The 21,392-nt window shown below is 28.3% G+C and carries 20 protein-coding genes and 1 pseudogene; 11 read left to right on the forward strand and 10 right to left on the reverse strand.

Features of this window, described 5'->3' with window-relative positions; translation table 11 throughout:
* A pseudogene (locus ABJG40_RS04305) lies at positions 1–134 on the forward strand (IS982 family transposase); the annotation flags it as partial.
* 87 nt (positions 135–221) lie between these two features.
* On the opposite strand, the gene ABJG40_RS04310 reads toward ABJG40_RS04305, so the two are convergent.
* Positions 222–629 carry a DUF2721 domain-containing protein gene (locus ABJG40_RS04310; protein ID WP_348023376.1) on the reverse strand — a complete coding sequence of 136 codons (408 nt, stop codon included), beginning with the start codon at positions 627–629 and terminating at the stop codon, positions 222–224.
* A gap of 107 nt (positions 630–736) precedes the next feature.
* Here ABJG40_RS04310 and trmD point away from each other — a divergent pair, with 107 nt between their 5' ends.
* From trmD to ABJG40_RS04355, 9 genes are all read left to right on the forward strand, one after another.
* Positions 737–1,417 (forward strand): tRNA (guanosine(37)-N1)-methyltransferase TrmD, encoded by a 681-nt coding sequence (gene trmD / locus ABJG40_RS04315; protein ID WP_348023337.1) that lies wholly within the window; start codon positions 737–739, stop codon positions 1,415–1,417.
* Positions 1,410–2,888 carry a glycosyltransferase family 39 protein gene (locus ABJG40_RS04320; protein ID WP_348023338.1) on the forward strand — a complete coding sequence of 493 codons (1,479 nt, stop codon included), beginning with the start codon at positions 1,410–1,412 and terminating at the stop codon, positions 2,886–2,888. Before trmD ends, ABJG40_RS04320 begins: the two co-directional genes overlap by 8 nt.
* A 112-nt stretch (positions 2,889–3,000) precedes the next feature.
* On the forward strand, positions 3,001–3,351 hold the full coding sequence (gene rplS / locus ABJG40_RS04325; RefSeq protein WP_348023339.1) for a 50S ribosomal protein L19: 351 nt from the start codon (positions 3,001–3,003) through the stop codon (positions 3,349–3,351).
* A gap of 862 nt (positions 3,352–4,213) precedes the next feature.
* Positions 4,214–6,439 carry an NADP-dependent isocitrate dehydrogenase gene (locus tag ABJG40_RS04330; protein ID WP_348023340.1) on the forward strand — a complete coding sequence of 742 codons (2,226 nt, stop codon included), beginning with the start codon at positions 4,214–4,216 and terminating at the stop codon, positions 6,437–6,439.
* 160 nt (positions 6,440–6,599) lie between these two features.
* Positions 6,600–8,969 (forward strand): TonB-dependent receptor, encoded by a 2,370-nt coding sequence (locus ABJG40_RS04335; RefSeq protein WP_348023341.1) that lies wholly within the window; start codon positions 6,600–6,602, stop codon positions 8,967–8,969.
* Between the two features lie 4 nt (positions 8,970–8,973).
* Positions 8,974–9,804 carry a DUF4249 family protein gene (locus ABJG40_RS04340; protein WP_348023342.1) on the forward strand — a complete coding sequence of 277 codons (831 nt, stop codon included), beginning with the start codon at positions 8,974–8,976 and terminating at the stop codon, positions 9,802–9,804.
* A gap of 143 nt (positions 9,805–9,947) precedes the next feature.
* On the forward strand, positions 9,948–10,760 hold the full coding sequence (gene murQ / locus ABJG40_RS04345) for an N-acetylmuramic acid 6-phosphate etherase (RefSeq protein WP_348023343.1): 813 nt from the start codon (positions 9,948–9,950) through the stop codon (positions 10,758–10,760).
* Positions 10,757–10,999, forward strand: coding sequence for a DUF6095 family protein (locus ABJG40_RS04350; protein ID WP_348023344.1), 243 nt, complete (start codon positions 10,757–10,759; stop codon positions 10,997–10,999). Before murQ ends, ABJG40_RS04350 begins: the two co-directional genes overlap by 4 nt.
* 4 nt (positions 11,000–11,003) lie before the next feature.
* The gene (locus ABJG40_RS04355; protein ID WP_348023345.1) at positions 11,004–11,996 is read left to right on the forward strand and encodes a DUF6695 family protein; all 993 of its coding nucleotides are present in this window, start codon (positions 11,004–11,006) and stop codon (positions 11,994–11,996) included.
* Positions 11,997–12,006: 10 nt separating this feature from the next.
* Here ABJG40_RS04355 and ABJG40_RS04360 read toward each other — a convergent pair whose 3' ends face one another.
* Positions 12,007–12,504 (reverse strand): DinB family protein, encoded by a 498-nt coding sequence (locus ABJG40_RS04360; RefSeq protein WP_348023346.1) that lies wholly within the window; start codon positions 12,502–12,504, stop codon positions 12,007–12,009.
* 244 nt (positions 12,505–12,748) lie between these two features.
* On the opposite strand from ABJG40_RS04360, the gene ABJG40_RS04365 reads away from it, so the two are divergent.
* Complete coding sequence (locus tag ABJG40_RS04365) at positions 12,749–13,666, forward strand: hypothetical protein (RefSeq protein WP_348023347.1); 918 nt, start codon at positions 12,749–12,751, stop codon at positions 13,664–13,666.
* A 201-nt stretch (positions 13,667–13,867) separates the two neighbouring features.
* Here the strand turns inward: ABJG40_RS04365 and ABJG40_RS04370 are convergent, their stop codons facing one another.
* The 8 genes from ABJG40_RS04370 to ABJG40_RS04405 all read right to left on the reverse strand — a co-directional run bounded on the left by ABJG40_RS04370 (position 13,868) and on the right by ABJG40_RS04405 (position 21,308).
* A complete protein-coding gene (locus ABJG40_RS04370; RefSeq protein WP_348023348.1) occupies positions 13,868–14,044 on the reverse strand; it encodes a hypothetical protein in 177 nt (58 codons plus the stop codon).
* A 7-nt stretch (positions 14,045–14,051) separates the two neighbouring features.
* On the reverse strand, positions 14,052–15,743 hold the full coding sequence (gene ettA, locus ABJG40_RS04375) for an energy-dependent translational throttle protein EttA (RefSeq protein ID WP_348023349.1): 1,692 nt from the start codon (positions 15,741–15,743) through the stop codon (positions 14,052–14,054).
* A gap of 52 nt (positions 15,744–15,795) precedes the next feature.
* Complete coding sequence (locus ABJG40_RS04380) at positions 15,796–15,978, reverse strand: CAL67264 family membrane protein (RefSeq protein WP_348023350.1); 183 nt, start codon at positions 15,976–15,978, stop codon at positions 15,796–15,798.
* 255 nt (positions 15,979–16,233) lie between these two features.
* Entirely contained in the window at positions 16,234–17,226 is a 993-nt protein-coding gene (gene lpxD / locus ABJG40_RS04385; protein WP_348023351.1) for a UDP-3-O-(3-hydroxymyristoyl)glucosamine N-acyltransferase, read from the reverse strand.
* 104 nt (positions 17,227–17,330) lie between these two features.
* Positions 17,331–17,912 (reverse strand): hypothetical protein, encoded by a 582-nt coding sequence (locus ABJG40_RS04390; protein ID WP_348023352.1) that lies wholly within the window; start codon positions 17,910–17,912, stop codon positions 17,331–17,333.
* A 90-nt stretch (positions 17,913–18,002) separates the two neighbouring features.
* Positions 18,003–20,027 (reverse strand): NADPH-dependent 2,4-dienoyl-CoA reductase, encoded by a 2,025-nt coding sequence (locus ABJG40_RS04395; protein WP_348023353.1) that lies wholly within the window; start codon positions 20,025–20,027, stop codon positions 18,003–18,005.
* Positions 20,028–20,150: 123 nt separating this feature from the next.
* Positions 20,151–20,867, reverse strand: a complete 717-nt coding sequence (locus ABJG40_RS04400; protein ID WP_348023354.1) for a pirin family protein — start codon at positions 20,865–20,867, stop codon at positions 20,151–20,153.
* A gap of 3 nt (positions 20,868–20,870) precedes the next feature.
* Positions 20,871–21,308, reverse strand: coding sequence for a MarR family transcriptional regulator (locus tag ABJG40_RS04405; protein WP_348023355.1), 438 nt, complete (start codon positions 21,306–21,308; stop codon positions 20,871–20,873).
* Positions 21,309–21,392: the final 84 nt, after the last annotated feature.

Genomic DNA, 21,392 nt, shown 5'->3' on the forward strand with positions numbered 1-21,392 from the left:
GCAATTATGCAAAGTCTTTTGACGGTTTTAAAACTAGAATTTTATCTAAAATAACTGCTTTAACTACAATTCAATACATCAATAAGTTTATTTTCAATAGAAATATCAATAATATTAAAATTAGTATAATTTAAAATGCACAACGGGTAAATAATATTATTTATTTAATTATAAAGCCCTAAAACCTTAAACATTGTTTTGAGATTTTTATTTAAAAAAAATTATTTTTTTTCAAAATGCTCTTCAATATCTGCAATATGATGCTTTAATGCTTCTGTAGAAATTTGTATTTCTTTAATTAATAAAGCTAAAGAAATAATTAATAAAATTAAAGCAAAACCAAAAACCCAAATTGCTGCTAAATTTAAGTGTATATATATTAGAAACATAGAAACTACACAAAAAAGCAAACTAGAAATACCAAAAATTTGCATAAACTTCGTTAAATTTAATCGCTTTTTTAAATTATTAATTTGTCTTAACAAAGACGCTTCTTTTCTTTCTAAATAAATTGCATGTAAATTTCTAATTACAGATGCATATGCCAAAAAACGATTTGTATAGGCTAACATTATTAAAGAAATTGCCGAAAATAAAAGTGCAGGTGTTGTAAGTGTTAATTCTTCCATATGAATAGCAAATTTAAGCAATAATAGTAACCTATAAACATAAGAAATATAATTTCTCATTCAGAATTCATTACATTTAAAACCAACAAAAATAGTACATTTGCAAAATGCGAATAGATATTATTTCAGTTGCTCCAAACTTATTAGAAAGTCCTTTTAATCACTCTATTGTTAAAAGAGCAAAAGACAAAGGTTTATCAGAAATTATAATTCACGATTTACGTGAATATGGTTTAGGAAATTACAAACAAATAGATGATACTCAATTTGGTGGCGGTGCAGGTATGGTTATGATGATAGAACCAATATCTAATTGTATAAAAAAACTTCAGTCAGAAAGAGTATATGATGAAATTATTTATATGACTCCAGATGCAAAAACCTTAAACCAAGGAACTGCAAATACACTTTCGTTAAAAGAGAATATTTTAATTCTTACGGGGCACTATAAAGGTGTAGATCAAAGAATAAGAGATAAATACATAACCAAAGAAATTTCTATTGGAGATTATGTTTTAACTGGTGGTGAGTTGGCTGCAGCAGTTTTGGTTGATGCTGTTGTACGTTTAATTCCTGGTGTTATTGGCGATGAACAATCTGCATTAACAGATTCTTTTCAAGACAATTTATTATCTCCACCAGTATATACAAGACCTTCAGAATTTGAAGGCATGAAAGTTCCTGATATTTTATTATCTGGTAATTTCCCAAAAATTGATGATTGGAGAAGTGAAAAAGCTTACGAAAGAACAAAACAAATAAGACCAGATTTATTAGAAAATGAATAAGTTTTCATCTTTTTTAAAAAACAACAAAGCCATATCTTTGGTTTTAGGATTTCAATTATTTAGATTGCTATTATTACCATTTATGGGCTTAATGCCACAGGATGCTTACTATTATTTATATGGTCAAAACTTATCTTTATCTTATTTTGATCATCCTGGAATGATTGGTTACATTTTAAGGATTTTTACAGATGTTTTTGGAACTTCAATATTTGCAGTCAAATTTGCAGACTTTGTAATTACCTCATTAACTATCTTAAGTTTTTATAAACTTGCTTCTTATTTTTTATCAAAACAAAAATTACAAAGAGCAATTATTTTATTAGCTTCAACCATTTTTGTTTCCATATTATCTTTTAATTCTACGCCAGATGTACCATTATTATTATTCTGGACATTGAGTTTAATCTGTTTGTACAAAGCTATTTTTGAGGATAAAAAAATATTTTGGCTTTTAGGCGGAATTGCAATGGGATTAGCCTTTAACAGTAAATACACAGCACTATTATTACAAATAGGATTATTTGCATTTCTTATTTTTTCTAACAAATACAGAAAACTATTCCTTTCTCCTTGGCTTTGGATATCCTTAATAATATCAATTGCTGTTACGTTCCCTGTTTGGTATTGGAATTATCAAAACGAATTTGCATCCTTTGCATTTCAATCATCAGAAAGAACAAGTTCTATATCAGAATTTAAGATTTCTCCTAAGAATTTCTTTGGAGCAATTGGGCATCAAATGTTTTTACTTTTACCTGTTTTATTTTTAATATTTATCACATTTACGTATAAATATGTAAAAAGAGCTTTACTTAAATTTAAAATTCCACAAGCCAAAACATTGTTTTTATTGGCATTTTTTATTCCAACTTTTGTTGGATTCTTTACCCTTACTCCTATTTATTGGGTAAAATTAAATTGGATGATGCCTTCTTACATTACAGGAATCATTTTAGCAGGAATGTTTATCAACAAGAAATTACTAAAAACTCAAATCATTATTTCTATTGTTTTTCATGTTTTAGTAAGCCTACAAGTAATATTCTATTTAGCTCCTATTAAAAGTGATGATACTTGGGTTGGTTGGGAAGAATTAGCTTTAGAAACAGAAAAATTACAAGAAAAACATCCAAATACTTTTGTGTTTTCTAATGATAATTATAAAACTTCTGCTTGTTTAAACTTTTTTATGGATGATAAAGTATATGCACAAAACATTATAGGTTTACCTGCTTTACATTTCGATTATTTAGGAGATGATTTATCAACTTTAAATACTAAAAACGCTTTATTTATAGATTCCGATAAACGTTTTAAAAATAAAGATCCAAAAGATGATTATCACCCTTTGTTAAATAATCATTTTGAGAATGTAACAGAATTAGAACCAATTATAATTAAAATCAATGGTAAAGAATCTAGAAAATTCTGGGTTTTCTATTGTACTAACTATCAAGCAAAAAAATAATTAGTTTTAGTTTTTTTCAACAAAATATATTGTTTACTTTTGCAACCGCTAAATTAACCTCTGACGAAGAAATCGTGAATGTTGCTTTACAAAACCAATTAAATTAAAAGATATGGAATCTTTAATAAAATTTGTACAAGACGAATTTGTAACAAAAAAAGAATTTGCAGAATTTGCTGCTGGAGATACAATTACTGTATACTACGAAATTAAAGAAGGAAACAAAACTCGTACTCAGTTTTTCAGAGGAGTTGTGTTACAGAGAAGAGGTTCTGGACTTTCAGAAACTTTTACAATCAGAAAAATGTCTGGTACTGTTGGAGTAGAAAGAATTTTTCCTGTAAACTTACCTTCTATTCAAAAAATTGAAGTTAACAAAAGAGGTAAGGTACGTAGAGCTCGTATTTTCTACTTTAGAGGTCTTACTGGTAAGAAAGCTAGAATTACTGAAAAAAGAAGATAATTTATTTTTCATAAAAGTATTAAAAAAGCGTTGTGATTTTCACAACGCTTTTTTTAGTTAACAATTGTTAATAAGCATAGTTAATATTGTGTTGATTTCTAAATAGTTAAAAAATTTCCTAATACTAAAATCAGATATATATTTGTGACAGAATTTACACGTTAATTAAAATTATTAGCCTTAAAAAAACTAATAAAATTATCAAGTAAATAATAAAGTAACGTTCTTTATATATTGTTTTTCTCACTAACTAGAGATTAGTTTTTTTATATAAGTCTAAATTGATAAATTATAGTCTAAAATTTTAAACTAAAGTAAGTAGACCTAAAATGTAACTTAGAGACTATAGATGAAAATTTATAGAAACTGTAAGACAATTAAGGTAAACTGAATTTAAATGAAGTTTTTATAATGATTCATACATAGCAACTTATTTAGATGTATAGATTAGTTAACGGTTTAAGAAAAAAACAATCGAAACATTAATAAAAATTTTAAACAAGTAGAATGCTGGTTTTTAATTAAGGATGTTTCAAAACCAGAATTAGTAAACAGTAATTTCTTTGTAAAAAGAAAGAGATAAAAAGCAACTTTTATTTCCATTTTGTAGCAATACAAAACAATACAGGATACTATTTCTAAGAAGCCATATCACTACAAGAAATTGTACGATATGGCTTTTATTTTTAAATAAACCCATATTCACATTAATAACCTTTTTTTATTGTTAAATCAATAAAAAAAACATGTAATTAATAACAATTTACCAATAAAAATATCATTTTTAATTCATAAATTTGCCTCACTTTTTTTACGAAAAGCATTTCGTACAGAAATAATTAACTATAAAATTAACAATATAATGAGTAAAATAGCTAAAATTGTATACACAAAGACTGATGAAGCTCCTGCATTAGCAACTAGATCATTCTTACCTATTGTAAAAGCTTTTACAAAATCTTCGAATATAGAAATTGAAGTGAAAGACATTTCTTTAGCTGCAAGAATTCTTGCTAATTTTTCAGATTACATTACTGAAGAACAAAAGGTTGAAGATGCATTAGCTATTTTAGGTGATTTAGCAAAAAAACCAGAAGCTAACATTATTAAATTACCAAACATTAGTGCTTCTGTACCGCAACTAAAAGCTGCAATATCTGAGTTACAAACTTTAGGTTACAAATTACCTAATTATCCAGAAGAAGTAAATACAGATGAAGACAAAGCTGTTTTAGCACTCTATAATAAAGTAAAAGGTTCTGCTGTAAACCCTGTTTTAAGAGAAGGTAATTCAGACAGAAGAGCGCCAAAAGCAATTAAAAACTACGCTCGTAAAAATCCACATTCTATGGGTGCATGGGCTGCAGACTCTAAAACTCATGTTGCAACTATGAGCGAAGGAGATTTTGCAAACAATGAAAAATCTATTACAATAGAAAACGCTACTAATATTAATATTACTCACATTGCTAATGATGGTTCTAAAACTACTTTAAAAGAAAACTTAGCTTTAATTGATGGCGAAATTATAGATGCAACTGTAATGAGTAAAAAAGCATTGTTAACTTTTTTAGACAAAGAGTTTACAGATGCTGCAGAACAAGGGGTTTTACTTTCTTTACACATGAAAGCAACAATGATGAAGGTTTCAGACCCTATCATTTTTGGTTTAGCCGTAAAAACATATTTTAAAGATGTATTTGAAAAACATGAAACTACTTTTGATGAAATTGGAGTTGATGTAAATAACGGATTTGGAAACTTATTAAGTAACTTAGATGAAGTTTCTGTGGAAAAGAAAGCTGAAATTTTAGCTGATATAGATGCTGCTTTCGAAAAAAATGCAGATTTAGCAATGGTAAATTCCGATAAAGGAATTACCAATTTACATGTTCCTTCAGATGTAATTATTGATGCTTCAATGCCAGCAATGATTAGAACTTCTGGTAGAATGTGGAATTCCAAAGGAGAATTGCAAGACACTAAAGCTGTAATACCAGATAGTTCTTATGCTGGTATATATGCTGCAACTATAGATTTCTGTAAAAAGAATGGTGCCTTCGATCCCACAACAATGGGTACAGTACCTAACGTTGGTTTAATGGCTCAAAAAGCAGAAGAATATGGTTCTCATGATAAAACCTTTCAAATTGCCTCTGAAGGTAAAGTTATAGTAACTGATACTTCTGGAAACACTCTTTTAGAGCACAATGTTGAAGAAGGTGATATTTGGAGAATGTGTCAAACTAAAGACTTACCAATTCAAGATTGGGTTAAATTAGCTGTAACAAGAGCTAGAGCCTCTAAAACACCTGCTGTTTTTTGGTTAGATAAAAATAGAGCTCATGATGCAGAAATCATTAAAAAAGTAAACAAATATTTACCAAACCATGATACTTCTGGTTTAGATATTAGAATTTTATCTCCAATTGAAGCTACCATATTTACTTGCAAAAGAATAGCTAAGGGAGAAGATACAATTTCTGTTTCTGGTAACGTTTTACGTGATTATTTAACAGATTTATTTCCTATATTAGAAGTTGGTACTTCTGCAAAAATGTTATCTATTGTTCCTTTAATGAATGGTGGTGGATTGTTTGAAACTGGTGCTGGAGGTTCTGCTCCTAAACACGTACAGCAATTCTTACAAGAAAATCACTTACGTTGGGATTCTTTAGGAGAATTTTTAGCATTAGCGGTTTCTTTAGAACATTTAGGAACTTCTAACAACAACTCTAAAGCTTTAATTTTAGCTGAAACTTTAGATGATGCAACAGATAAATTCTTAGAAAATGACAAATCTCCTTCAAGAAAAGTTGGGGAGTTAGACAATAGAGGAAGTCACTTTTATTTAGCAATGTATTGGGCAGAAGGATTAGCAAATCAAAATAAAGATGCTGATTTAAAAGTTTCTTTTACTAAAATAGCAAATGACTTAAAAGAGAATGAATCAAAAATTGTTTCCGAATTAAATGAAATTCAGGGTAAGGCTAATAATATTGGAGGTTATTATCAACCTACTGATAGTTTAGCTAACGCTGCAATGAGACCTAACGAAACATTAAATAAGGTTTTAGAATCGATTTAATTTTTTAAAACATTTTTTTTTAACAAAAGCCGATGTTATTCATCGGCTTTTGTTGTTATTAACGGATACATTAAAAAACTTCTTTTTTAACATTTTATTATCTTTTAGAATTGTATTTTTGTTTAAATTATTAACTCAAACATTAAACAGAAAATTACATTTGAAAAAAATATTCTTTTTATTTTTATTTTTGACTTTTTCATTATTTAGCCAAGAAAAAAACACCATTAGCGGAACTGTTTATGATGATAGAAATAATGAAACCTTAATTGGTGTTTCTATCTATTTTCCAGAAATAAACATTGGTACCACAACCAATGAATATGGATTCTACTCTGTTACTTTACCAGAAGGAAGTTATAAAATTCAGGTTAGCTATATCGGTTTTTCTACTATTACAGAAACTATAAACTTAAAAAACAAACTATCAAAAAACTTCAAATTAAAAGAAGAAGCAGAAAGTCTAGATGAAATAATTATTGAATCTAATATCGAAAAACTAAATGTTAGAACTCCTCAAATGAGTGTTAACAAACTTACTTCATCAACCATAAAACAAATTCCTGTTGTTTTGGGTGAAGCAGATATTATTAAATCTATAATTTTATTACCTGGAGTTACAAGTGCTGGCGAAGGTGCTTCTGGTTTTAATGTAAGAGGGGGTGCTGCAGATCAAAATTTAATTTTATTAGATGAAGCAACCGTTTTTAATTCATCTCATTTATTTGGTTTTTTCTCAGTTTTTAATCCTGATGTTATAAAAGATGTTAAGCTATACAAAGGTGGAATTCCTGCAAAATACGGAGGAAGATTATCATCCGTTTTAGATATTTATCAAAAAGAAGGAAATAGTAAAGAGTTTAAAACTACAGGAGGAATTGGTTTGGTTTCTTCTAGATTATTAATTGAAGGACCAATTAAAAAAGAAAAAATATCATTTTTAGTTGGTGGTAGATCTTCTTATGCACACTTGTTCTTACCATTGTTTGATATTGATAACACCGCCTATTTTTATGATTTAAATACTAAAATTAACTATAGAATTGATAACAGAAATAGTGTTTTCTTTTCTGGTTATTTTGGTAAAGATGTATTTGGAATTAGTGATAGTTTTGTAAATAAGTATGGAAATAAGGTTGCCAATTTACGTTGGAATCATTTATTCTCAGACAAATTATTTTCTAATTTATCTTTAATATATTCTGATTATTTCTATGGGTTAACTCTCGATTTTGTTGGTTTTGAGTGGGATTCTGGAATTACAAACTATAACCTAAAATACGATTTTAAACACTACTTAAGTAGTAATTTTAAATTGAGTTATGGTATTAATAATATCTACAGTAAATTTAATCCAGGAGAAATTAGACCAAACAGAGAAGATTCTGGTATAGTAGCAGAAAAGTTAATAGATAAATATGCCAATGAATTTGCTACTTATATAGATGCAGAACATAAAATTAACAATAATCTAAGATTACAATATGGAATTCGATTTAGCAATTTTACAAGATTAGGCCAAAGTGAATTAAATATTTACACAAACAATGAGGCTGTAATTTATAATAGTGAATTTAAAAAATATGAATCTGCAGAGGCAATTGGTACAGAAAATTTTAATAAAAGTGATGTAATAAGCAGTTTTAATAATTTAGAACCAAGACTTTCAATATCCTATATTGTAGATCAAAATACTTCTATTAAAGCTAGTTATAATAGAATGGCACAGTATTTACATTTACTATCTAACACCTCTTCTCCTACTCCTTTAGATGTTTGGACTCCAAGTGGAAAATATATAAAACCACAGTTATTAGATCAATTTGCAATTGGATATTTTAAGACACTAAAAGAGGGAGATTATTCTATAGAAACAGAAGCTTTTTATAAAGACATTCAAAATAGAATAGACTACATAAATGGCGCTAATTTAGTTGCTAACAACGAAATTGAAACCGTAATTTTAAACGGAAAAGCAAGAGCTTATGGTTTAGAAGTTTTATTAAAAAAGAACAAAGGTAAATTTAAAGGATGGTTAGCATATACATTATCTAGGTCAGAACAATTAACACCTGGTAGAACTACTAATGAACCTGGTATTAATAGTGGAGAATGGTACAATACTCCTTATGACAAAACACACGACTTTTCTATTAATGCTAGTTATGAATTAAATGATAAATGGAAATTTAATACCAACTTTGTTTTTCAAACTGGGCAACCTACAAATTACCCTGTTGGTCAATATGAAATACAAGGTTTAAATGTGCCAATTTATGATGATAATAGAAGAAATGCAGACAGATTACCTGCATATCATAGAGTAGATGTTTCTGCAACTTTAACTCCTAAAAAGAATAAAAACAGAAAATGGCAAGGAGAATGGGTTTTTGGAATTTATAATTTATATGGAAGGCAAAATGCTGCTTCTATAAATTTTTCTCAAAATAGAGAAACCTTTAAAAATGAAGCTGTACAAACTTCTATTTTTGGTATGGTGCCTTCTGTTACTTATAATTTTAAATTTTAACCCAATGAAAAAGATATATTTACTTCCAATTTTAACAATATTCTTTTTTACCAGTTGTGAAAAAGTAATAGATGTTGATGTTCCTTCTATAGAACCAAAATTAATTATTGATGCTTCTTTTGAAGTTTTATTTGATGAAAACCCAGTTGTTGCAAATACTACAGTAAAACTTAGTTTATCTTCAGATTATTTTGAAGATGAAATTCCTGCAGTTACAAATGCAACTGTGTTTTTAACCAACTTATCAGACAATAGTGTTATTAATTTTTCTGCTGTAAATGCTGATGGAAATTACGAACCAACAACTTCTTTTATACCTGAAGATGATATTGAATATGAATTGACAATTATTCATGACAATGAAACCTATAATGGAAAAGCAACTAAAGTAAAATCTGCTGTTATAAATAATATTGAACAAGGTGATAAAACGCTGTTTTCTGGTGATGAAATTGAAATTAAAACTTCATTTACAGATGATGGTACAAAAGAAAATTATTATTTATTTAATTTTGATTATAATAATTTTACAACCATTGAGGATCAGTTTTTAAATGGTTCTGAATACAATTTTTCATATTATATTGATATGAAAGAAATAGAATTACCTTCAACTGTAGTTGTTAGACTTTCTGGTATTACCAAAGAATATTACACATATTTCCAGATTTTGGTTAGCCAAAGTGGTCAAAATAGTGGTGGACCTTTTCAGGCTGTACCATCATCTTTATTAGGTAATATGATAAACACAACTAAAGAAGAGAATTTTCCTTTAGGTTATTTTCATATTTCTGAAACAGATACCTTTACAATAGAGTTAGTTGAAAAAAATTAAATTCCTTTATTAAACTAGCTTTTGCGTTAGGGATTGAAACGACATCCTTTTTTTATTTTTCTAAAAAAAGATATAGTGTAAAGCCCGTTAAAACGCCCAAAAAATAATACAGAATATAACATAGAATTCTGTATTTTTGAATAATGATTTTTATAAAAACCACAGAACAAGATTCTAAATACAATCATCTAGAAAAGATGTCTGTAGCAGATTTATTAACCAATATTAATAACGAAGACAAAACAGTACCATTAGCTGTAGAAAAAGCTTTGCCCCAAATTGAAGCTTTAACCAAACAGATTGTAAATAAATTACAAAATGGTGGAAGGTTATTCTATTTAGGTGCAGGAACATCTGGGAGATTAGGTGTTGTAGATGCTTCTGAATGTCCGCCAACTTTTGGTGTACCTCATGAATTGGTGGTTGGTATTATTGCTGGTGGAGATATTGCCATAAGAAAATCCGTTGAAAATGCAGAAGATTCTAAAAACCAAGGTTGGTTAGATTTACAAGACCATAAAATTACAGACAAAGATGTTGTGGTTGGTATTGCTGCTTCTGGCACAACGCCATATGTAATTGCTGCACTAGAAAAATGTAATGAAAACAATATTATTACTGGTTGTATTTCTTGTAATAAAAATAGCCCTTTATCTAATACAGCTAAATTTGCTATTGATGTTATTGTTGGTCCAGAGTTTGTAACTGGAAGCTCGAGAATGAAAGCTGGAACTGCACAAAAGCTTGTTTTAAACATGCTTTCTACAGCAACAATGATACAATTAGGAAAAATTAAAGGTAACAAAATGGTTGATATGCAGCTTTCTAACAATAAATTGGTAGAAAGAGGACAAAAAATGTTAGCTAAAGAATTAAATATAGACCAAGTAAAAGCTGCTAGTTTATTACAAAAGTTTGGTAATGTTAGAACAGCTATTAAAAACTACACAAAATGAGTACAGATGTAAATTTATTGGGCAAAGGATTAAAACATTTAGGTATTTTAATTCTACTTTTTATTACATCTCCTATTTCTCTTACTATGGGGTTTAAAGCTTTAAAAAAGTTTGAAAACACACCAAAACAATATATGTCTTATCTAATTTTAACGGTTGCTGGTTTGCTCATCATTTTTACAATTTACTTTGCTTTTAAAACTTTCAAAATTTTATTAAAAGCTTTGTTTAATAATTAACAGCATGCAAAATTCTGACGGAATAATAATAATTCTTTCTTACCCAGATACAGTAGTAAGGCCTGCTTATTGGGAAAAATCTAGTAAGATTTGGCCAAAAATAGGTATTGGTGGTAAACACGCTGTACAAGCAGGACATGCTGCTTTATTATTGATAGAAAAAGGGAATTCCGAAATTAATTATTTCGATTTTGGAAGATACATTACAACTTATGGAAATGGACGTGTTCGTTGTAAAGAAACAGATCCTGATGTAAAAGTTGGCATAAAAGCTAAATTTAAAAATGGAGAGTTAAATAATCTAAAAGAAATATTATTTTGGATTGAAAAGCATCCTGAAAAAACGCATGGTGATGGCAGATTAGTTGCTAGTATAAATGATAAAATTGATTTTAATAAAGCTAAAAATTACATTTATCAACTAATACATAATAAAGAAATTCCTTACGGTGCTTTTATAAAAAACGGCACTAATTGCGCACGTTTTGTTACGGATACAATTATTTCTTCTACAACTAATCATAAAATTGATAAACAATTAAAACAATCTAATTTATTTACTCCTAGTCCTATTGGAAATGTAATTAAAGGCAATACAACTAACAAAATATTTTCTATCTTTAAGCAACAGCTTGTAGAATACAAAAACAGGTCTATTACTAAGGAATACAAAGCTTCATTTTTTAAAAGTTTTAAAGGAGAACCCAACCTAATTGGTACTGAAAAACCAGATTTAAAAACTTTTAAATTAAAAAAAGGAACTTGGCTTGGTGGAATTGGAAGTGGTGCTTGGTTTAATATTGAAGAAAAAATAGATGATAATTTTTATAAAATTTCTAGATATAATTCTTTTGGAGTAAAAGATTTTGAAACCTTATTTACAATTGATAAAACATGTTTTAATCATCAAAAAGAATATCAATTTATACACCCTACAAATTGCAAAGAAGTAATCATACAGCAAAATAGTACAATTTATACTCTAAAAATAAGCTAATAATCGTTATTTATTTCCTTTGTAAATTTAACTTTGGTGTAGTTGGGTTAAAACCAAAATCTGCGTCTGGTAATTCTATTCCTAAATGATAAATAATATACCCTACACTTGCAAAATGATGAATTGCATGACTATGAGCTTGCATTAAAATTGCTCCTAAAGTATAATTTACAGACTCAACACCTAACCCCATGTCATCTGAAACTATAATTGTTTTAGAAAAATCTGTAGCACCTAATACTTTTAATTGATGAATTGTATTTTCGAAATACTCAATTCCTAAATTTGTTTGTTGTTCTACTAATTGATTTCTATTTCTTTTATTTAAGCAAACATTACTTTTATCTAAACCTTCAAAAATACAAGAAAATACATCTAAAATATGACGCATATGACATCCAATACTTGAATAATATGGTGCTAAAGTAGCATCAGAATATTGTTCGTTTGAAATTGAATTTAATAAATTAATCCCTCTTTGCAAGTTTTTTTCAATAGCATCAATCATAAAAAAATAATTTCAAATTTGGTCGTTAAAATTTGACTCAATTTACAAGTTATTTCTCTTTTTTAAAAATTTTTTTTAAAAATATAAATCACTATACAACAAACCTTTACGTACATATAATTTAAATAATCACATAAAAAAAAATTAATTATTCATTTTTTTGGCACACTATTTGAATTTATGATAATCGAATACGGAAGCCGAAAAGTATTTAGAGTAGGCAAAACCCTTAAAACCATATATTATGAAAAAAGGTGTACTTATATTATTAGGAATGTTTATGATGGTTTCTACTGTTGAAGCCAAAAACGGCAATGAATTATCAAACAGAATTGGGTTTAATTACTCTTATAATAATGCTGTAAATTTTATAGAACGTGGGATTGAATTTTTCATTTTTACAAATGGCGAATTTGATTTTAATTCAGATTATAATAAGACCTATTTTAACTACAATAAAAATCGTAATGAAAGAAAAATTAGAATTGAAAAAGACTTTAGGGGTAGAATAAAAAGAATAGGTGATGCAAATATTAACTACGATAGAAATGGAAATGTAACAAAAATTGGAAACGTTAACATGAGATATTATAGAGGTCAATTAACCAATGTTGGTAACTTAAAAGTTAGATATAATTACTGGGGAAATCCTAGTTTTTACGGAAATGTAAAAGATAATTATTATAACCATAATGGCTTTAGAATTAATTTAAATATTGGTGATATTTTTAATTATAATGATGCTTATTTTTATAGAGATGACTTTAAAAGAAATTATATTAAAATTAGAGAAGACAGAAACTACTTTTATTATAGAGCAAACACAAATGCTAATACAAGTAAAAGAAGTAAAACTATAAGAAGAAAAAAACCAGCTACAACTATATTAAAGAATATTACTAAAAATAATTTAAGAAGAAACAATACAACTTATAGAAAACCTACTTCTGTAAATTCTGATAGAAAAGTTATAATTGAAAAAAGAAATACTAACTCTACAACTAGAAGGTCTAATATAAATACAAACAGAAATTCTGTTTCAAAAAACACTATTAAAAAAAGTGTTAATAATAAACCTATTAACTCTAATAGAACTATAAATAAATCTACAAAAAGAAAAATAGATACTAAAAAAACAACCGAAAGAAAAAGAAGAAACTAAAAAACAGGTATTTATACGTGGTTTATTTTTAAGGTAGTTTTTTACATTTGTAATATGAAAATTCGAAAAAGAACTACAACTAACCACTAATTAGTTGTGATAGAAAAAGTAGAAGTTAAAAGCCTCATTTCTTAAAGAAATGAGGCTTTTTATTTTGTTTTTATTTGAAATAAAATTGTCAAGAAAAATATTTTCTACATATTAAATACCAAAACTATTATTAATACAAGTTCTAGGTATAGGAACTTCTACACAAGTTTGCCCCCCATTCCCATCACTATAACATTGTTTTTTTGTTTGACATGTACTTTCTTTCTCACAAGAAAAGATAAATACAAATAGTAATAATATTAGTGTTTTTAAAATACGCTTTTTCATAACTTTTTTATCTAATAAGCTTTTTATATTTAATACGTTTTGGCATTAAGTCTCCTCCTAAACGTTTTTTCTTATTCTCTTCATAATCAGAGAAAGATCCTTCAAAGAAATATACTTCACTATTTCCTTCAAAAGCTAAAATATGTGTACAAATTCTATCTAAAAACCATCTATCGTGACTAATTACCACTGCACAACCTGCAAAATTTTCTAGTCCTTCTTCTAAAGCTCTTAAAGTATTTACATCTAAATCATTTGTTGGCTCATCTAAAAGTAAAACGTTACCTTCTTCTTTTAGTGTCATTGCTAAATGAAGCCTGTTTCTTTCTCCTCCAGAAAGTGTATTTACTTTTTTGTTTTGTTCACTACCAGAAAAGTTAAAACGACTTAAATACGCTCTAGAGTTCACTTGTTTTCCTCCCATCATTACTAAATCTTGTCCATCAGAAAAATTTTCCCAAATTGTTTTGTTTGGGTCGATGTCTGAGTGTGCTTGATCTACGTAAGCAATTTTTGCAGTTTCTCCTACCTTAAAATTACCGTTATCAGGAGTTTCTTCTCCCATAATCATTTTAAAAATAGTAGTTTTACCAGCACCATTTGGACCAATAATCCCCACTATTCCTGCTTGAGGAAGATTAAACTCTAAATTTTCATATAATATTTTATCATCAAAAGCTTTAGAGACTCCAGTTGCTTCTATTACATTGGTTCCTAAGCGTGGACCATTAGGAATGTAAATTTCTAATTTTTCATCAACTTGTTTTTGGTCTTGACTCATTAATTTGTCATAGTTTTTCAAACGTGCTTTTTGTTTTGTTTGTCGACCTTTTGCTCCTTGACGAACCCATTCTAATTCTCGCTCTAATGTTTTTTGACGTTTAGAAGCTGTTTTGCTTTCTTGGTCCATTCTATTAGATTTTTGGTCTAACCAAGAAGAGTAATTTCCTTTCCAAGGAATGCCTTCTCCTCTATCTAACTCTAAAATCCAACCTGCAACATTATCTAAGAAATATCTATCATGCGTTACTGCAATTACAGTTCCTTTATATTGAGCTAAATGATGCTCTAACCAATGTACAGATTCTGCATCTAAATGGTTAGTAGGTTCATCTAATAATAAAATTTCTGGTTCTTGTAATAATAATCTACAAAGTGCTACTCTACGTTTTTCTCCACCAGAAAGTACTCCTATTTTTTTATCAGAATCTGGCGTTCTTAAAGCATCCATTGCAATTTCTAATTTGGTATCTAATTCCCAAGCATTGGCAGCATCAATTTTATCTTGTAATTCTGCTTGTTGATTCATTAGTTTTTCCATCTTATCTGCATCAGAATAGACTTCTTCTAAACCAAACATATCGTTTATTTTATTGTATTCATCAAGAATAGCCACTGTTTCTGCAACTCCTTCTTTAACAACTTCTAAAACTGTTTTTTCTGGATCTAATTGTGGTTCTTGTTCTAAATAACCAACTTTATAACCTGGAGAAAAAGTAACATCACCTTGAAAATTCTTTTCTACACCAGCAATTATTTTTAATAAAGTAGATTTTCCAGATCCATTTAAACCAAGAATTCCAATTTTTGCTCCGTAGAAAAAACTTAAATAAATATCTTTTAAAACTTGTTTTCCTGTTGATTGATAGGTTTTAGAAACCTTATTCATAGAAAAGATTACTTTCTTATCGTCACTCATTATGCTATATTTTATATTTTTATTTGAAAAAATGCTACAGAAATAGTAGACTTTATACTCTTCCTTTTAGGGCATTAAAAACCCAGGCAATCGAAAAGAAACCAAAACCAACAGCTGCAAATCCCCAAGCTGAAACTTCCCTATATTTAAAAATTCCAATTGCGATTAATCCTAGTCCCACAACTATCATTATTAATGTTGCCCAACCAAGGACAGTATTTTTATTCATTCCCATAATTCGTAATTAGTTTGTTGAATCGCAAATATCGTTATTTATTTTTTTTTATTATAAAGAAGTCTCAAATAAAAAAATGCAGTTTAATTCCAACTTTTTTCAACTCTTACTTGTCGTTCTGAACTAAAAACTCTTTTTGAGTAAGATTTCTTCTAGTACTGTTTTGTGATAAAAAACTGATAGAAGTAAATATAATTAGGGTATATACTATTTTTTTCATTTTTTTTTCTCAAAAATAGTAATAATAAGCTTATCTTAATTTCTTCCAAGTTTACGCAAAGCAACCCATTGTTTCATTTTTTCTCTAGAGTCGCAAGCAGGATACCCCACCACTGTTTTACCAGCTGCAACATCTGCAATTACACCAGAACCTGCACCTACTTTTGCTCCAGAATGTATTGTAACATGATCTTTTATAGAAGCACTACCTCCAATAATAACACCATCTCCTAAAGTTACAGAACCTGCTAAACCACTGCTTCCTGCCATTATACAACATCTTCCTAAAACAGAATTATGACCAATTTGCACTAAGTTATCTATCTTACAACCATCACCCAAAATAGTAGAACTAAATTTTCCACGATCTACACAAGAATTTGCTCCAATTTCAACTCCATTTCCAATAACAACATTACCAATATGTATTATCTTTACTAAACCTCTACCATCATTACTTGGTCTATACCCAAATCCATCAGCACCAATACTTACATTTAGATGAAAAATACAATGACTACCAATTTTACTTCTTTCTCTAATTACAGTTCCTGACCAAACAATTGTTTCGTTTCCAATTGTTGTATCATCGAAAATGGAAACATTAGGATATATTGTTACACCATCTCCTAATACTACATTTTTCCCTATATAAGTGTTTGCTCCAATTTTACAACCAACTCCTAATATTGCAGTTTTATCTATAACTGCAGTAGGATGTATTTCTTTTTCAAAACTTGGTGATTTTGGCTCAAAAGCTTCTAATAAAACTGCCATAGCTAAATCTGCATTTTTTACTTTTATAAATGCTTTTCCTTCTCCAGGTTCAATTTTTATATTTTCATATACTACAGCAATACTTGCATTAGAATCTTTCCATAACTTTACATATTTTGAGCTCCCAATAAAGGTTATATTTCCTTTTACTGCTTTTTCTATTTGTTCTGGTGCATTTATTTGATCATTACAATTTCCTATAAGTTTACCATTAATAAGTTTTACAATTTCTTGAGCAGTAAATAATTTCATAAATAGTTTATATATTTTGCTAAAAATAGCATTTTTATTTTTAATCTTTTTTTAGAAATAAATCTAAAAAACTACCAAAGTAGAATTTTTATCAATTCATAAAATTATTGTCTTCTTCTACCTCCTCCATTTTGCATTTGCCTTTGGCCTTGTCTTTGATTGTTTTTAGCCCTTTTTGGCTGTATACTTTCTTTCTTTTTCTTTTGATATTTCAACCATTTTTTAAATTGCTTTTCTGATAAAATTTTCGATAAATTATCATTTAGCACTTTTTCCATTTCATGAATATCTTCTCTTACGGGTTTAATCAACTCATCAATCTTTGTTCTTAATTTTTTTATTACTTCTATATCACCTCCTTGAGGAATAGAATTAACTACAGCATCTAAATCTGTAAATTTTTTAGAATTTAAAAATGAAATTTCTTTCACTTTAAAATTATAATTTTTTAATTCTTTGCTGACTAAAAACTGATTATTTTCTTCTTTAACCTTAGTTTTTTTTATTACATCTTCAATATCATAATAAAAAATACCAGCCATATTACTTGCATTAAATTTTACTGGTTTTTGTGTTTGGTTTGATTGTGCTGATGTACCTTGTTGTCTTCTACCACCACCTCCTGGAGGTTGTGCTAAAATAGTATAGGTTAAGAAAGTTATTAAGATAAAAATTATATTTTTCATGATTTATATTTTTTTGAAATAAACATTATTTGTTTAGATGCAACAAATATAAAAAACTTGCTAATTATTATGATTGTACTTTTTAAATAATTACAAGTTAGCTGCTAATCTTGCACCTTGATTAATAGCTCTTTTAGCATCTAACTCACTTGCAAAATCTGCTCCACCAATTACATGTACATTTTTACCAGCATCCAATAATGGTTGATACAATTCTTTAAAAGGAACTTGACCAGCACAAATAATTACATTATCAACTTCTAAGATTTTAGCTTCTTCATTTTGAGTATAATGCAACCCTTTATCATCAATTTTTGTATACTGAACTTCGTTGATAAATTGGACATTTTTCTTTTTCAAAGAAGAACGATGAATCCAACCCGTTGTTTTACCAAGATTTCCTCCAAACTTCCCTTTACTTCTTTTAAACATAAAAACTTCTCTAGGAGAGACTTCATATTTTGGTTTAACGTTTTCAATACCAGCTCTGGCTTCTAAAGTTTTATCAATTCCCCATTCTTTTAACCAAGCATCAATATTTTGTGAAGTTGCTTCTCCTTTATGTGTTAAATATTCTGAAACGTCAAAACCAATACCTCCTGCTCCAATTACAGCAACACGTTTTCCTACTGGTTTTTTATGTTTTAAAACATCAATATAGCTTAATACTTTTTGATGTTTAATTCCTTCTATTTTTAATTCTCTAGGTTTAATTCCTGTAGCTATAATAATTTCATCGAAATTTGAATCATTTAAATCTTCTACTGAAACTTTAGTATTCAATTTAACTTCAACATTATGGATTTCTATTTGTTTCTTGAAGTAACGTAAGGTTTCATAAAACTCTTCTTTACCAGGAATTTGTTTTGCTATGTTAAACTGACCACCAATTTCTTTATCAGCATCAAACAAAGTAACAGTATGACCTCTTTCTGCTGAAATTGTTGCAGCTGCTAATCCTGCAGGTCCTGCTCCAATTACGGCAACTTTCTTTTTGTTTTCTGTTGGATTATAATTCAATTCAGTTTCATGACAAGCTCTTGGATTTACCAAACAACTTGCTACTTTTTGTTGAAAAACATGGTCTAAACAAGCTTGATTACAACCAATACACGTATTTATTTCATCACTTTTATCAGCTTCAGCTTTATTAACCCACTCAGGATCAGCTAAAAAAGGACGTGCCATAGAAATCATATCTGCATCTCCTTCTGATAGTATTTTCTCTGCAGTTTCTGGCATATTAATTCTGTTAGAAGTAATCAACGGAATTGATAATTCTTCTTTCATTTTTTTAGTTACCCAAGTAAATGCAGCTCTTGGTACTGATGTTGCAATGGTTGGTATTCTTGCTTCATGCCAACCAATACCTGTATTTATAATAGTTGCTCCAGCTTTTTCAATTTCTTTTCCTAGTTGAACAACTTCTTGCCAAGAACTTCCGTTTTCTACTAAATCTAACATTGATAATCTGTAGATAATAATAAAATTTTCTCCAAGTGCTTCTCTAGTTTGCTTTACCAATTCTATTGGTAAACGCATTCTATTTTCATACGCACCACCCCAAGAATCGGTTCTTTTATTGGTTCTTTTTGCTATAAACTGATTTATTAAATAACCTTCTGAACCCATAATTTCTACACCGTCATAACCTGCTAATTGAGACAATTCTGCACTATTAACAAAATCATTAATGGTTCTTTTAATACCAGATTCTCTTAATTTATAAGGTGTGAATGGTGTTATTGGCGATTTTATTTTTGAAGGAGCTACATTAAAAGGATGGTATCCATAACGACCAGCATGTAGAATTTGCATACAAATTTTACCTCCTTCTTTATGTACTGCATCTGTTATTTTTTGATGATGTTTTGCATGTTTATTTGTAGACATTCTTGCAGAAAAAGGAGCTGTCCAACCTTGTATGTTTGGTGAAATACCTCCAGTAACAATTAATCCTACTCCACCTTTTGCTCTTTCTGCATAATAGGTTGCAATTTTATCAATTCCGTTTTTTTCTTCCTCTAAACCTGTATGCATAGAACCCATTAAAATTCTATTTTTTAAAGTTGTAAATCCTAAATCTAAGGGTTCAAAAATGTGCTTATATTTCATGTCTTTTGGAATTAAATTTATTATGCATGCATAACACTTTGCAAGATATGTTTATTTTTTGAAAAGAAAAAACCCCAAAGAAATGATTCTTTGAGGTGTATATTATTTTATATCTATGGTTTTTTACATGGGTACTTCTATTAGTAATAATTCTGAATTAGAGTTAGTTTTAATGTTAAAACTTTCTGTTTCATAAATTCCTAAAGCATCTCTACTACTTAATTTGGTAACATCAATTTCTATTTCTCCAAAAATATTCATCACATAAACTCCATGATTTTTAGATATTAATTGATATTCAAAACTTTGATTCTCATCCAAATCAATTCTAGAAATTTGTGCATCTTGATGTATTTTTAAACTATTTTCATCATCAGAATTAAACGAACTTACTAATATTTGTAATTTATTTTTTCTATCAATTTCATCAAATTCTTTTTGATCATATCTAGGTTTCACACCATTTTTTTCTGGAATTACCCATAACTGAAACAAACTTAAATGTGCTGTTTCAGAGCCATTTATTTCTGAATGATACACTCCTGTTCCTGCAGACATTACTTGAACTTCTCCTGGTAAAACAGAAATCCAATCATTTGCCATATTATCTTTATGTTTTAAAACGCCAGATAATGGAATCGTTATAATTTCCATATCCTTATGAGGATGTGTCCCAAAACCCATACTTGGAGCAATTAAATCATCATTTAAAACTCTTAAAGCTCCAAACTGTAATCTATTTGAATCATAAAAATTAGCAAAACTAAACGAATGATTTGCTTGTAACCATCCATGATTTACATGTCCTCTATTTGCTGATTTATGAATTATAGTATTCATTTTCTACCTAATTTTATCTAAAAGATTACTTAAAATAGTTGCCTCTTCTTCTGTAATATTATCTAAAAAAGAAAGATTTTTAGTAGCATCAATTGTTGATAATAATTCTAAACCAGTCTTTGTAATTTTCACATAAACAACTCTTCTATCATGCCTACAACGCTCTCTATCAATTAAATTCTTATCACATAGTTTATCCATTAAACGTGTTGCATTGGGCGCTCTTTCAATCATTCTATCTTTTACAATTTGCACCTTTATTTGTTCTTTTGCTCCACGTAAAATTCGTAGTATATTATATTGTTGTGATGAAATTCCGTAAGGTTTAAAAAATGTTGCTTCTTTACTGCTTAACCAATTTGCAGTATACTTTATATTGATTAAAGCTTTTACTTTATTGTTTACAAACTTCGATTTTATGTCTTTAGAAATATCTCCCATAATATGTTCAGTGTTCAGTGTTCAGTGTTCAGTGTTCAGTGTTCAAAACTAAAAAATTACAACGAATATCATTTTGAAATAAAT

This window comes from Polaribacter sp. (assembly GCF_039939415.1).
Classification (GTDB): Bacteria; Bacteroidota; Bacteroidia; order Flavobacteriales; family Flavobacteriaceae; genus Polaribacter.

Excerpts from the sequence above, each read along its gene's own strand:
- ABJG40_RS04310 (WP_348023376.1), bottom strand. The coding sequence starts at position 629 with ATGGAAGAATTAACACTTACAACACCTGCACTTTTATTTTCGGCAATT.
- trmD (WP_348023337.1), top strand. The coding sequence starts at position 737 with ATGCGAATAGATATTATTTCAGTTGCTCCAAACTTATTAGAAAGTCCT.
- ABJG40_RS04320 (WP_348023338.1), top strand. The coding sequence starts at position 1,410 with ATGAATAAGTTTTCATCTTTTTTAAAAAACAACAAAGCCATATCTTTG.
- rplS (WP_348023339.1), top strand. The coding sequence starts at position 3,001 with ATGGAATCTTTAATAAAATTTGTACAAGACGAATTTGTAACAAAAAAA.
- ABJG40_RS04330 (WP_348023340.1), top strand. The coding sequence starts at position 4,214 with ATGAGTAAAATAGCTAAAATTGTATACACAAAGACTGATGAAGCTCCT.
- ABJG40_RS04340 (WP_348023342.1), top strand. The coding sequence starts at position 8,974 with ATGAAAAAGATATATTTACTTCCAATTTTAACAATATTCTTTTTTACC.
- murQ (WP_348023343.1), top strand. The coding sequence starts at position 9,948 with ATGATTTTTATAAAAACCACAGAACAAGATTCTAAATACAATCATCTA.
- ABJG40_RS04350 (WP_348023344.1), top strand. The coding sequence starts at position 10,757 with ATGAGTACAGATGTAAATTTATTGGGCAAAGGATTAAAACATTTAGGT.
- ABJG40_RS04355 (WP_348023345.1), top strand. The coding sequence starts at position 11,004 with ATGCAAAATTCTGACGGAATAATAATAATTCTTTCTTACCCAGATACA.
- ABJG40_RS04360 (WP_348023346.1), bottom strand. The coding sequence starts at position 12,504 with ATGATTGATGCTATTGAAAAAAACTTGCAAAGAGGGATTAATTTATTA.
- ABJG40_RS04365 (WP_348023347.1), top strand. The coding sequence starts at position 12,749 with ATGAAAAAAGGTGTACTTATATTATTAGGAATGTTTATGATGGTTTCT.
- ABJG40_RS04370 (WP_348023348.1), bottom strand. The coding sequence starts at position 14,044 with ATGAAAAAGCGTATTTTAAAAACACTAATATTATTACTATTTGTATTT.
- ettA (WP_348023349.1), bottom strand. The coding sequence starts at position 15,743 with ATGAGTGACGATAAGAAAGTAATCTTTTCTATGAATAAGGTTTCTAAA.
- ABJG40_RS04380 (WP_348023350.1), bottom strand. The coding sequence starts at position 15,978 with ATGGGAATGAATAAAAATACTGTCCTTGGTTGGGCAACATTAATAATG.
- lpxD (WP_348023351.1), bottom strand. The coding sequence starts at position 17,226 with ATGAAATTATTTACTGCTCAAGAAATTGTAAAACTTATTAATGGTAAA.
- ABJG40_RS04390 (WP_348023352.1), bottom strand. The coding sequence starts at position 17,912 with ATGAAAAATATAATTTTTATCTTAATAACTTTCTTAACCTATACTATT.
- ABJG40_RS04395 (WP_348023353.1), bottom strand. The coding sequence starts at position 20,027 with ATGAAATATAAGCACATTTTTGAACCCTTAGATTTAGGATTTACAACT.
- ABJG40_RS04400 (WP_348023354.1), bottom strand. The coding sequence starts at position 20,867 with ATGAATACTATAATTCATAAATCAGCAAATAGAGGACATGTAAATCAT.
- ABJG40_RS04405 (WP_348023355.1), bottom strand. The coding sequence starts at position 21,308 with ATGGGAGATATTTCTAAAGACATAAAATCGAAGTTTGTAAACAATAAA.